Genomic DNA, 12,961 nt, shown 5'->3' with positions numbered 1-12,961 from the left:
AAATGATAATAAATGATTTTTATGTATTTGACTTTTTAGATAAAGGAGATTCTAAAAATTCTTAAATCAAGAAAAAGGCTTGATTTGTTTTTTTTTTTTGTAGAATCACAATATGGTCGCAATTATAATGCTTCTATAAATGCTTCTTGCGACATGATAAATGTAGCATTTAATATGCTGAAAATAAAATTTTATTGGTAGAAAGGAAAAATATGTCATATTGTCAAAATTGTAAATTTGATAATGCAAAAGATCATGTCTTTTGTATAAATTGTGGAGCGGTGATAGGCGGAGCAGAGTTTCAGAATCAAAATGAATTGCAATCTCTCTCAAGAAAAGCACAAGATTTCATCAATGAAGTAAAAAACTCTGACAAAAATACCCCCATTGTCGCTCCTGTAAAAGAGCTAGAAGAAGTCTTTGCCAATGCACAAAGCATCAAGAATTTCTTAGAAATCTATGCAAGGTCAGCAGATAGTGATGAAGTAAAGGAAATTCATGGTTTCATCAATGAGATTGAGAGATTTTTACAACGAGATAATAGCTTTCAGATAGCATTTGTCGGTACGGTAAAAGCAGGGAAATCAACACTCATTAATGCGATACTCAAAAAAGATTATGCAAGTATGAGTGTAACACCTGAAACAGCGGTGCTAACAAAATTTAGATATGGTAAAGAAGCGAAGATGAAAATTAGCTTTTATAATGACAAAGAATGGGAGGAGTTATGGAAAAGTGTTAATACGAACAAAGATTCTCACCTCTTTTTAGACCAATACAACAACCACAATGCAGGTGCACATCTGTCAAGCTATGTAGGCAAAGAGAGTATCACGCTCCCTTTAAGCAAAGAGGAGCTAGGGAAATACACCTCATCAAAGTCAGTCTCACACTATTTTGTCAAAGAAGTCGATATTGAGTTCCCAGACTTCCCGTATGAGAATAATATCGTCTTTGTCGATACTCCGGGACTTGATGATCCGGTAGAATATCGTTCTAATATTACAAAAGCTTATTATAAAAGTGCAAATGTGGTTTTAGCCTGTGTCAATTCATCAGTTCTTACAAGCGATGAACTAGTTACAATTTCACTAATATTTGACTACACCGGCGGAAAACCTGAAAAGGTGTATGTGCTTGGCACAAAATATGATACTCTCCCAAATATCAGGGCAGATTGGGAAAAGCAAAAGGAAGAATGGACTAAATATCTAAGTTCTAATGAGAGCAATGAACGAACAAAATATACCAAAGCTTTGGCGGAAAAAAATATCATTCCTGTGTCTGGGTATGCAGATTTACTTTGCGAGCTTTATGAGAACAATAAAGATAAACTTGCTGAATCGGAAAAAAAATGGCTTCAGAAAATTAGTGTTGAAGTAGAAGTAGATGGTAACTTAGATAACAAAGATAATTTAGAGAAAATTAGAGAGTTTTCCAAAGTTGCTACTATTAAGACGCGAATAAAAGAAGACTTTTATAATGATGCACAAAGAGAAATTATAGAAGATGCTAAACTCTGTTATAAAATTTTACATAAAGAGATTACAGAACACTTTGAAAAAGTTGGCAAAGATGTAGAGAACGATTACAAAACTTCTAAAGGAGATATAGAAAAAATCAATAAAACGATAAAAGAAAAAGAAAAAGAGTTAGAAGGGCAAAAGCAAGATAAAGCAATACATGATGGCTTTATGAGAGAGTTTGAAAAACAAAGTAATACAATGCTACAACAGCTCAATCAAAAGATTGAGAATATTAATATATAAGGAGATAATATGTTTGGTTGGATAAAGGATGTAATAGACACTGGATTAACTGTTGCTAAGAAAGTTATAGAAGTTGTAGAGTGGGGTCGTGATATATTTTTTGGTAATAAAAAAGAACAACAAAAACAACAGGCAAAAGAAGAAGAAATGAAAAAAGAAATAAAGGAAACCTTGAAGGAGACTTCGCGTCAAAGTGAAGTGATTGCACAAACTCCGAGCTATGATCATAAAACAGCGAGTGTTCAGCAAACAATGCAAGTAAATGATACGCTTTCTGAAATGAAGAATACAGCCATGAACAAAGTCGATAAGATAGAGAAACAATTGACTGATCTCAACAATGCAAGCATTAAAAGGCTCATTAATTTTTTGGAAGAGCATGGTGATATAGATAAAAACTTAAAACAACTACTTAATAAAAATTTAGACACAACCTATAACACACTGCACAGCACTATCACTTCAAATTTGAGTCTTGATAACCCGAAATGTCTGGAGATTCTAAAGCGTGAGAAGGGAGTAGCAAAAAGGCAGGCTATGGATTATTTTATCCATGAGATTCTCTCAAATGGATTAAAGGATTTGGGTGCGAATATTACAAAGGAATATAAAAGCACCTTTGAGAGTGTGAAAAATAAACTCAATTCTAAGATTGAGACGCAAGAGCTACTTCTCCAAAGAAGTATCAAGAATTTAGAAGATCTTATACAGTCTCATGACATCAAAGAAAAACAAGCAAAAGAGATGCAAATCTTACATTCTCTATGTCAAAGTGAATTTGCTATCAATTTTTTAAACCAAAAAGGTATCTAGAGTGATGTTGCCAAGCAAATATTTAAGGAGCAATGAGGTTTTATGATGAAAGAGAAAGATTGTTGGGATTTTATCGATGATATTTTCTCAAATGGATTAAAGAACTATAAAAAACATGAAATCCAAATGTTGGCAGAATTATTTTTCATTCGTTCTGAAAACTTTCAAAGTTTAACTTATCAGAGATTGGATTCTCTTATATCATACCATGACATAAAATATATATTCCATTATTCTTCTGGTAATTTTATATTAAATAATAAAGATATGTATATGCTAAAAGAAAAGTATAAATCTCATTTACCTAAGATAACATGTCTTGTTGTAGAGCATTTGACAAAACTTTTTAAATCATTTGGATATTATGTTGATATACATCCAAGGGACTTGGATTTTGATTTTGATATTTATGTGTATAATGCTAATATTTATAGGAAACAAATGACGCGGAGATTCTTTCTCACGAGTAATATTAAAAAAGTATTCCATGCTAAATTTTTAGATTTTATAAGATTTCAAATAAGAAGTTTGATTAAAAATAATTATGAAGCCAAAATAGTATATAATGAATTTAGAAAAAATGTCGCATTAAAGGTATTGGAATCCAAAATTCTATAATTTTAGCTATATTGAGAATATAAATTTCATTTGCAATCAAGAGATTTTATTATCCTACGCATTATGAAATCGGTATGCTTTTAAGTGAGATTATGGGATATAGGATTACCAGTCTAATGTGAAAGCAAATACATTCTTTATCAATGGGGTAAATATTGCATGTGATACGGGGCATATTGTGGTGCATAGAGACAAGGAAAATGCGATGGTGGGACTTGAAAAAGTAGGATGCTAATAGTAAGATAAATACAAGAATCCTGTGAATGGTTAGAATAAAAATGATAAAATACTATTCAATTATCAAGACAGAGGTAAAATGATGAATATATCACGCTTATTTATGACAAAGCAGAAGCGATATAAGGAGCTTTTAGATAGCCTCCCAATTATTAGGATTCAATGCGAAGAAGATACTGAAGAGATGATAGAGAAAACACGGATATTTAAGAAATAATGGAATTTTATGATGAAAGATAAGAAAAAAGATGAAGTCCAAATGTTAGCAGAGTTATTTTATATCTATACCCCAAAGTTACAGAATTCTCTTCATGCGAGATTATATTCTGTGCCAACAAGCAGAGAGTTAAGATGTATAAAGCATTTGCGTTTGCCTAAAGATGATCAATATAGCTTTCTATTGAATACTATCGCTATGTTGGATTTAAAAGATAAATATAAATCTCATTTACCTAAGATAACATGTCTTGTTGTAGAGCATTTGACAAAACTTTTTAAATCATTTGGATATTATCTTGATGTATATATAAGGTACTTGGATTTTGATTTTGATGTATATGTATATAATGCTTATTTTTATAGACGACAAATGAGACATAATCTCTTTCAAACGTGCGATATTAAAAAAGTATTCCACGCTAAATTTTTATATTTTATAGAAAATCGGATTCAATTTTTTATGAACAATATCAGATATGATTATAAAAAATATGAAGCAAATAGAATAAATAAACACTTTAATGAATTTCAAAAAAGTGTTGCATTAAGAATATTAGAATCTAAAATTCTATAAAATTTACACAAGGAAACAACAAATGACTTTGCAAGATTTAGAAAATCTAACTCAAGATGAGATGATAGAGAAAACGCAGAATCTCTATGAGTTACTTGAGATTTTTGCACCATTACTTTTAGCATATTTCAAAGACCCAAAACTTACTGCAAAGCTTACATTTTTAGCTTTGAGATTAAAAGATTGTTTGGGTGATTTTCCTCACAATACAAAAAACCAAAAAATTGATAAGACTTTTCATGCACTTGATTTAATCTTACAATTTAAAAAACAAAATCAAGATGAGTTTGAAAAAGTCTTTGAGATTCTGCAAGATTTGCTTGAGACTTACAAACGCGATAAACAAGCTGTGCTTCATTCTATTAGAGGATTAGCACAATGAATATCCTAGCGATACTCTCACTCATCTGGCGTCATAAGGGATTTCTCTTTTTTAATTTCTTCACACTCAAATCTTTCGCTACACAACTTAACAATAATATAAACAATCTCAAAGATTCGCAAGAAATCTCACAAAAAGTGCATTATAGCTTTGAGACACTAGAGACAATACTTGAATTTAAAAAGAAAAATCCAAAAGAATTTGAAGAGCTATTAGATACATTAGAATCTCTCCTAAATGATTATAAAAAAGACCCAGATTCAATACACAACCTTTTTAAATGATTGGGGGCAATATGGCAAATCTCTTTATCCTCTATAATCCCTATTATCAAAATAATGTCATTGAGGAGCATTTAAAAATCCTCAATGAAAAGGGCAAAGTCGCCTTTGGCAAAGTCCGCTCCAAGCTTAAAGATAAAGCACATAACACCCAAGATGAATTAGATAGAATCTACCTTGAAGTAAGCAAAGATAATCCCTTGCAACTTTTCTTAAGTGATTATTGTAATCTCTTTGTGGCAAAGGTAGTGAGTGTGATAAGCGAAGATTCTCACTCTATCGCACCACCATATTACGCACAAAAGGGCTTAGAAGTTACGCAATGGTTTATCATCACTGATATGCGTGAGCTTGTGCGAAATGACTTCAAAACATTGCGTGATAACTTCCTAGCAAATTTCATTACACCTAGCTTTGGCAATCACACCTACGCACTTTATGGCAATTCATATGACTATCCTTTAATCATAGCAATGAAGCAAAAATTTAACTATTTTGATGATAATCTTTTGCATTATAGAGATGTCTATAAAAGTGATGAATATCTTGCCATTAAGGCAAATATTATTACTTATAGCTTTGGTGAAAAATTTATTCATTCCATGCACCCAAATACACTTGACAATCTTATCTCCGCAGAGATAGAATATCAAGCAAATAAGCAAAATCCACTCTATGACTTTAGCTCTGTGATAGTCAAGTATTCTAAAAGTGTAGAAGCGGAAGTTTTCTTACTTATTCGCACACTTTTTGAATTTCTCGTCAGCAAAGATGAAAATCTTTTGGATATTAGTTATGAGATTCAAGGTAAAAGATATAGCTTAGACAATCTATTCATACAGAAAGCAAACTATGGGACATATAAATATCTCCTTAGAAATACTCAAATCTCTGAATCTATACAGGCACACTGCCCACATCACATGGTAGGCTATTTTCAAAAAAGATTCTCTTATCATATCAATCTTATCCAGAATGTCCGCAATGAAAGTGTGCATGAAAAACCAGCCACATGGCAAGAAGCACAAGATATGCGGGATTCCATACTTGGATTATCCACAGAGAGTATCATTATTGGATTTGTCAAAAAACGATGTGAACTTGCTTATTTCTACCAAAAATAAAAACTTAAATGATATGATAAAGAATCATAAGGAGAATGAATGTTTGAGAGATATGAGAAATATACATGTAGAAAATGCAATCATGATGAGATACGAAGATTATCTTGCACATCAGAGGAATATATGTTTCCTCCCAAATGTCCGAAATGCAATATCGATATGGAAACAAGTCAAGTGCCAACAGAAGAATTTTGGGAACAGCAAAAAATCTTAGAAAAAGAATATAACAATCAATCCAGTATTTTTGGTAATTTATACAATCTTTTTATGAAGAAATAATAAGAATACTTTTTAGGATAAACTATCAGCCTTTTAGAATCTGATGAAATATCCTTATATGGCTTATTGAACTTAAAAATAACTTTTTAATTTTTATGATACAAAATTACTCTGCAACATAACATCTAAAAATAAAATGGAAAATATTCCAAAAATTTTATGGAGAATCTTTATAAACTCTTATCTTTGTTGTTGTATCCATCACTCTTGTATATTGTAAAAATGCTTTGCTATACAATCTTATAAAAATAAGATACAATACAAAATTAGAATTACCAAAAAGAGGAAATATGCCATTTTCAGATTATTCAGATACAATTTTTATGCAAATTGCCATTAATCATGCTTGGAAATTCCAAACTTTGACATTGCCAAATCCAGCAGTCGGAGCACTTATACTTTTTAAAAATACCATTATTGCTTTAGAGGTACATTTCAAAGCAGGATTCCCACATGCGGAAGTCTTAGCTTGCAAGCAAGCCTTTATTACACTTGCAAAAAATGACAAACAATCGCAACAAAAAATCCTACAAACTCTTTCTGATTCAAATGATATTGGCAAAATAAATCAAGTAAGCAATTCTACACAAGGATATTTGGAAAATTTTTCAGATGATACTTTGTTGAAATCTTCTAAAAATCTACTCAAAGATTCACCACAAAGACAACTTGAAAATCTTATTCAGACATTAGAACATATACATGATTCTCATGCAATCCATGATTTTATAACAACATATCATAGTGGTATATTTTATCAATGTGATTTTTTTGTAACACTTGAGCCATGTAACCATTATGGCAGGACGCCACCATGTGCAAATCTTTTGAAAACTATAAAACCAAAACGTATTGTTATTGGACACAAGGATATAAACAACAAAGCACAAGGTGGATCAAAGACATTGCAACATATTCACCTTACACAGCATATTTTAGAATCTCAAGCAAAAGTTCTTCTCTATCCGTTTTTACAATATTATAAAAAAAAATCTTTTTTACTTTTTAAAGTCGCACATCGTCTGAATGGAGATTATAAAAATGGACAAATTAGCAATCAAGATTCTAGAATCTTGACACACAACATGCGTTGCATAGCTGATAATATTATTATTTCAGGTAAAACTTTGAGAGAAGATAATCCATTGTTGGATACACGTTTCGCACAAGATATATACAAACAAAATAGTAAGCTTCCAACAATTTATATACTCACTAAAACGATGCAAAAGAAAGATATAGAAAAATATAGAATCTCTAACCGCAAAGTCTTTATTATAAAAAGTATAACAGATATTCCAAAGCATGGTTTTAGTGTAATCGAAGGAGGATTTGAATTTCTTACCTCAATATTACAAGAAATAAAACAATTGCAAGAAACACAACAATCTTGCTTAAATATTGATTGTATTTTAGGATATATTGCACCAAACTTTCTATCAAATAATCTTTGTATTCATGCAATGAATAGTCCTGTGCAAAATGATAAAAAAGATATTGCAGAACAAAATCACTTAAACAAATTTGACAAAAACAACAATATTTATGATAATGAGATATTAACAGATTTTTACCTAGCATATACACAATCTCTAGAGAACTCTTTGCATGATCCTACTATACAAGATTCTAATAATATTTTATGTTTCCAATCTTTTTTTAAAGAGTATTCCAAAGAATCTCTAAAAAATAATGCTTCATTACCGCAAAATATAAAAACACAAAAATTGGATAGGAATGTAGATTCCAAAGCGAATATAATCTATTGGCTTTTTAGGAAAATTGTATATGATAAATAACTCCGAAACTTTTCAATAAACTTTTCTTCATTACTTCATAAGAGTTTATGCGATATTTTTTGGGATTTCAAAGAAGCTTATTGTTCTGTAATAGCACATAATTTATCCTAGTTTATACTCTGTTTCTAAATATTTTGTGTAAATTTTAGAATCTTTAAAATCTTGATTATCCATCATTTTAATATGAAATGGAATTGTTGTTTTAATTCCCTCAATGGAAAATTCACGCAAAGCTCGCTTCATCTTTGCAATAGCCTTTTCTCTTGTTTCACCCCACACAATAAGTTTGCCAATCATAGAATCATAAAACATCGGCACAGAATACCCCGCATAAGCATGCGTATCAAGACGCACATTCGCACCACCGGGCGTAATCCATTCAGTAATTTTACCCGGACATGGATAAAATTTCTCTGGATCTTCGGCAGTAATCCTACATTCAATGCTATGACCATGAAATGTAATGGTATCTTGGCTAGGCAATTCTTCACCCTCTGCAATCCGTATCATCCATTCAACTAAATCAAGTCCGCTTACCATTTCACTCACAGTATGTTCAACCTGCAAACGAGTATTCATCTCCATAAAGTAAAAATCTTTGTTGTTAGAATCTAATAAAAATTCAAATGTCCCTGCACCAACATAACCAATATGTTTTGTGGCTTTAATCGCTGTTGCTAGTAATTTTTCTCGGACTTCAGGAGAAAGCACAACCGCTGGAGTTTCTTCAATAAGTTTTTGCTGTCTTCTCTGCATTGAACAATCTCTTTCACCAATATGCAAAACATTTCCATGTTTATCGGCAAGTATCTGCACTTCTATATGTTTTGGTTTATTAATAAACTTTTCCATATAGATTGTCCCATCACCAAATGCACTCAAAGCCTCGCTTTCAGCTGCTAGATAAAGATTCTTGAGTAGTCCCTTATCTGGCACAACACGCATACCGCGACCACCACCACCCGCAGCGGCTTTTAGAATCACGGGGTAACCAATTTCATCAGCAACCTTTAATGCCTCTTGATACCCCTTTAATGGACCATCACTCCCAATAATAACTGGCACACCGGCTTCTTTCATGTAATCTTTTGCTTTTGATTTATCACTCATAATCATCATGACTTCTTTGCTTGGACCGATAAATTCTATACCATGATGTTCGCAAATCTCTACAAAATTTTGATTTTCACTTAAAAAACCATATCCGGGGAAAATCGCATCTGCTTCAAAAAGATCTGCGGCACTCATAATTGCTGGAATATTGAGATAGCTTTCACTACTTTTTTCCCCACCAATACAAACTTTTGCGTCTGCGACTTCAAGATAATGCACATCTTTATCAGCAATCGAGTGAATAGCGATTGCTTGCTTTCCCATTTCTTGAATCGTGCGAATTGCACGCAATGCTATTTCACCACGATTTGCAATAAGTATTCTTTGAATCTTTTTCTTCTGTATAGCAGATTCTTTATTAGTTTTTGTACTTTTTTGTGCTTTGGTTGCCATAGTTTCGAGATTCCTTGTTTGTTTTGCCATAAAAGCCCCTTATATTTTTTCAACCATGACAAGCTTTGTGCCAAATTCAACAGGTTGTGCATCATTTACTTCAATCTCTAAAATTTTACAATCAAATTCAGCCTCAATTTCATTCATAATTTTCATCGCTTCAACAATACCAATAGTCTGCCCTTTTTTGATTGTATCGCCAATACTTATATAAGGTGCAGCACCAGGGCTAGGCGATCGATAGAATGTGCCAACCATAGGAGAGGTAATGAAATCCGCTGTTGTATTTGTAGCTTTTTGTGGTGCTTGTATAGCCACTTCAGCTTTAGGAGGGAGTGGAATTCGTGGTGCAACTTGTGCCACAACTTCTTCTATCACCTTTGGTTTTTTACCCTCTTTGCCAAGCTTGAGAGAAAAGGTTTCAGATTCTAATTTGAGTGTTGAAAGTTTTGACTCATCAAAGATTGTAATGAGCTCTTTTATTTCTGATAATTTCATGGCGGAATCCTTAAATTAAAGTTAAAGTGCTATAATAGCATAAAAATATTACAAAATTTAAAATTCAGGAAGAATTATGGGATTAAAGTCGGATAGTTGGATAAAAGAGAAAAGCCTTTGCAATCAAATGATTACCCCATTTGTGGAGTCGCAAGTAAGCAAGGGAGTTATAAGCTACGGTCTAGGTAGTTATGGCTATGACATTCGTGTGGGACAAGAGTTTATGATTTTCACAAACATCGGTGCAACTCTTGTTGATCCAAAACATTTTGATGAAAAAAATGTAGTCCAGATGAAAGCGGAGGAAAATGGATTTTGTATTGTGCCACCAAATTCTTTTGCATTAGCACGAACAGTTGAATATTTTAAGATTCCAAGAGATGTCCTAACAATTTGTCTAGGAAAAAGCACTTATGCTCGTTGTGGTATTATTGTAAATGTAACTCCATTTGAACCAGAATTTGAGGGGCATATTACTATTGAAATTTCAAATACAACACCACTTCCTGCAAAAATCTATGCCAATGAGGGTATCGCACAAGTTCTCTTCTTTACAGGAGATGAGGTTTGTATGCAAAGTTATAAAGATAAAAGTGGAAAATATCAATATCAATCAGGCATTACCCTACCAAAAATGAGTAAAAAATAAACTCAATCAATATTACGGAAATCAAAAATAAAAACTTCTCAATCAGAATAAGAAATTTTATTAAAGATTGGGATAATAGATAATATTGGTTCATTCAAAACAACAAGATATTTGCTATTTCTCCTCAAAAATACTTAGAAAGCACATACAATGTTAAGAAGATTTACAACTAAAACGGCTATATACCCACAATTCCACAGAATCTTTATCTTGCACAAACATCATTGTATCAATTACACCGCAAATATTATCACTTATCTCAATCATGTAGAGATTTCCTAGTGGTTCATATACATATGAAATATTGTGATTTTGTGATTTTGTTTTGAATTTTGGTAATTGTTTAAAGATTTTGTCAAGCTCACCGCAATACATGCAAGTAAAAATTCCTCTATGTTTCAAGATTTCTTCATAAGCTTGTGAAATATTGCGTTTCATAAAAATCGCTTTGCTTAACTTAATTGCATCAAGTGTGTTTGAATACGGAGTATTTTGGTGCAGTGGATTTGCGAATATATCATCTTGTCGCCTTGTTTGCATATCAAGAAATTCATTTTGTCCTCGTTGCCCTAAAAATTCATATTGTAAAGAATCATTTTCTTGATTGCCATAATCCTCATCAAAAAGATTTTGTAATGCTGAGTTTTGCAAGGAAGATTCTAGGTTTTTTAATTCATTAGGGGTTGGCATTTTATTTACATTCGTCGAATTTTGTTCAGAATCTTGAAAAAGCATGGATTGCGTTGCATTATCTAAAATAGGATTCTCTATGGAATATGAAATAGTCCAATCACATGTTGCACAAGCTTTTTTTGGTGGACTAAATTTAATTCTTTTTTGCCATTGCAAAAAATCAATTTGTCGATTAATAGAATCTCCAAATACATATTCTACATTAGTAAATAAAAAAATACAGAGAACAACTAAAGTCTTTATGATAAAGTTATGTAATAATATTTGATTGTTTTTGTGTTGAAAAACAAAATTTTTATGTCTAAAAAGTTGTATTTTATATAAAAAAATATTATTTTTTATAATTTGAGTTATAAAGTTATAATATATTATAACATTTTGTCGTTTGTGTATATTGATTTGCATTTTACTCCTTATTGTTACAAATTCACAGAGATTCTCAACTATACAATACTCAAAAAAGATAAAATCAGAGTACATAGTTTTAGAATCTTCATAACTCTAATTCATTAGTTTGCATCATAAACAAGCACACTCATGCCTATACGCAAGCCCTTGGTTTTTTCTATGGGTCGAGCTTCAATCTCAAAAGTTTTCATATCATAATTCTGTGTGCTGGCAGTAGCTTTCCAAGTAGCAAAGTCTCCCATTACTGCAACATGTGACACACGGAATTTAATCGTCTTATCAAGAGCGGGAATATAACCATTAAATTCTGCATTTTTTGCAAATTGGGGCAAATGTTTTTCATCGACACTTAAACGCAACCACGAATCCTCCAAATCTACAAGCATTACAACAGGAAATCCACTTGGTGCTAACTCGCCACTATGCACTAAAATATTACTTACTTCCCCATCTGCTGGTGCTAGAGCTTCAACATCCTTAAGATATGCTTCAACTTCTTGAAGTTGTCCTAAAGCCGCCCTTTCTTTCTCTAAAGCCGCTCGTTTTGTTTCATCGCGTGTGCCGCTTAATGCAAGTTTATATTGTTGATAAGCAGTATTTTCATTATATTTTGCACTTTCATAGGCAGTAAAAGCTTCATCGCGTCTTTGGAGGCTTACTACACCATCATTATAAAGTTGTTGGATTCTACTATAAGTTTTTTGTGCGAGTTTTGCTTGTGAACTTGCTGCTTGCCATACATCTTTTGCAGATTCTATGGTTTCATCACGTGTGCCATGATTTGCTTCAGCATTCAGTGCTTTTGCTGCTTCATATCCTGCTTGTGCTTGTGCAAGTTTTGCATCAAGCTCGGGACTTGCGATTGAAAATATAACATCTCCTTTTTTTACAATATCTCCTTTATGCACGAAAATTTTATCAATTCTTCCAGCGAGTTTAGAACCCACACTATATTCCCGTGCACTAATTTGTCCTTGAAACATTTGTTTTTTAGGCAGATATGCACGATAAAAAGTAATAACAAGCCATGTAATAATAAGGATTGCCAAAATACCAATAAATACGAATGAAATAGTTTTTCTTTTGTCTTGCAAGATTTGTTTAAACACATT

General features: G+C 32.0%; 15 protein-coding genes. 11 read left to right on the top strand and 4 right to left on the bottom strand.

The genetic code is table 11. The features are described 5' to 3' along the window. Nucleotides 1–212: 212 nt before the first annotated feature. From CQA53_RS04460 to ribD, 10 genes are all read left to right on the top strand, one after another. Nucleotides 213–1,769: a dynamin family protein gene (locus CQA53_RS04460; RefSeq protein WP_115542824.1), complete on the top strand. Its 1,557-nt coding sequence runs from the start codon at nucleotides 213–215 to the stop codon at nucleotides 1,767–1,769. A gap of 9 nt (nucleotides 1,770–1,778) precedes the next feature. Beyond that, nucleotides 1,779–2,582, top strand: coding sequence for a hypothetical protein (locus CQA53_RS04455; protein ID WP_115542823.1), 804 nt, complete (start codon nucleotides 1,779–1,781; stop codon nucleotides 2,580–2,582). Nucleotides 2,583–2,627: 45 nt separating this feature from the next. Further along, nucleotides 2,628–3,200: a hypothetical protein gene (locus CQA53_RS04450; protein ID WP_147289995.1), complete on the top strand. Its 573-nt coding sequence runs from the start codon at nucleotides 2,628–2,630 to the stop codon at nucleotides 3,198–3,200. 319 nt (nucleotides 3,201–3,519) lie between these two features. Then, nucleotides 3,520–3,654 carry a hypothetical protein gene (locus CQA53_RS13510; protein ID WP_281271164.1) on the top strand — a complete coding sequence of 45 codons (135 nt, stop codon included), beginning with the start codon at nucleotides 3,520–3,522 and terminating at the stop codon, nucleotides 3,652–3,654. A 9-nt stretch (nucleotides 3,655–3,663) separates the two neighbouring features. Beyond that, nucleotides 3,664–4,230: a hypothetical protein gene (locus tag CQA53_RS04445; protein WP_115542821.1), complete on the top strand. Its 567-nt coding sequence runs from the start codon at nucleotides 3,664–3,666 to the stop codon at nucleotides 4,228–4,230. A 22-nt stretch (nucleotides 4,231–4,252) separates the two neighbouring features. Next, complete coding sequence (locus CQA53_RS04440) at nucleotides 4,253–4,612, top strand: hypothetical protein (RefSeq protein WP_115542820.1); 360 nt, start codon at nucleotides 4,253–4,255, stop codon at nucleotides 4,610–4,612. Next, nucleotides 4,609–4,896: a hypothetical protein gene (locus tag CQA53_RS04435; protein WP_115542819.1), complete on the top strand. Its 288-nt coding sequence runs from the start codon at nucleotides 4,609–4,611 to the stop codon at nucleotides 4,894–4,896. The genes CQA53_RS04440 and CQA53_RS04435 overlap by 4 nt, the downstream gene beginning before the upstream one ends. An 11-nt stretch (nucleotides 4,897–4,907) precedes the next feature. Then, the gene (locus CQA53_RS04430) at nucleotides 4,908–6,017 is read left to right on the top strand and encodes an HP0729 family protein (RefSeq protein WP_115542832.1); all 1,110 of its coding nucleotides are present in this window, start codon (nucleotides 4,908–4,910) and stop codon (nucleotides 6,015–6,017) included. Nucleotides 6,018–6,056: 39 nt separating this feature from the next. Beyond that, nucleotides 6,057–6,296 carry a hypothetical protein gene (locus tag CQA53_RS04425; protein ID WP_115542818.1) on the top strand — a complete coding sequence of 80 codons (240 nt, stop codon included), beginning with the start codon at nucleotides 6,057–6,059 and terminating at the stop codon, nucleotides 6,294–6,296. 290 nt (nucleotides 6,297–6,586) lie between these two features. Further along, nucleotides 6,587–8,095, top strand: coding sequence for a bifunctional diaminohydroxyphosphoribosylaminopyrimidine deaminase/5-amino-6-(5-phosphoribosylamino)uracil reductase RibD (gene ribD, locus CQA53_RS04420; RefSeq protein ID WP_245945644.1), 1,509 nt, complete (start codon nucleotides 6,587–6,589; stop codon nucleotides 8,093–8,095). 102 nt (nucleotides 8,096–8,197) lie between these two features. Here the strand turns inward: ribD and CQA53_RS04415 are convergent, their stop codons facing one another. Then, nucleotides 8,198–9,601 (bottom strand): acetyl-CoA carboxylase biotin carboxylase subunit, encoded by a 1,404-nt coding sequence (locus tag CQA53_RS04415; protein WP_115542830.1) that lies wholly within the window; start codon nucleotides 9,599–9,601, stop codon nucleotides 8,198–8,200. A gap of 39 nt (nucleotides 9,602–9,640) precedes the next feature. Further along, entirely contained in the window at nucleotides 9,641–10,099 is a 459-nt protein-coding gene (accB, locus tag CQA53_RS04410) for an acetyl-CoA carboxylase biotin carboxyl carrier protein (RefSeq protein ID WP_115542817.1), read from the bottom strand. Between the two features lie 76 nt (nucleotides 10,100–10,175). Here accB and dcd point away from each other — a divergent pair, with 76 nt between their 5' ends. After that, nucleotides 10,176–10,748 (top strand): dCTP deaminase, encoded by a 573-nt coding sequence (dcd, locus tag CQA53_RS04405; protein ID WP_115542816.1) that lies wholly within the window; start codon nucleotides 10,176–10,178, stop codon nucleotides 10,746–10,748. 153 nt (nucleotides 10,749–10,901) lie between these two features. Here the strand turns inward: dcd and CQA53_RS04400 are convergent, their stop codons facing one another. Together CQA53_RS04400 and CQA53_RS04395 are read right to left on the bottom strand one after the other, a co-directional pair. Further along, nucleotides 10,902–11,846: a hypothetical protein gene (locus tag CQA53_RS04400; RefSeq protein ID WP_115542815.1), complete on the bottom strand. Its 945-nt coding sequence runs from the start codon at nucleotides 11,844–11,846 to the stop codon at nucleotides 10,902–10,904. Between the two features lie 104 nt (nucleotides 11,847–11,950). Beyond that, nucleotides 11,951–12,943, bottom strand: a complete 993-nt coding sequence (locus tag CQA53_RS04395) for an HlyD family secretion protein (RefSeq protein WP_407918841.1) — start codon at nucleotides 12,941–12,943, stop codon at nucleotides 11,951–11,953. Nucleotides 12,944–12,961: the final 18 nt, after the last annotated feature.

Origin of the sequence: Helicobacter didelphidarum, from assembly GCF_003364195.1 — a bacterium.
GTDB classification, from domain to species: Bacteria; Campylobacterota; Campylobacteria; order Campylobacterales; family Helicobacteraceae; genus Helicobacter_A; species Helicobacter_A didelphidarum.
The sequence above is the reverse complement of the archived record's forward strand: the minus strand, read 5'-3'. Positions and strand labels throughout refer to the sequence as shown.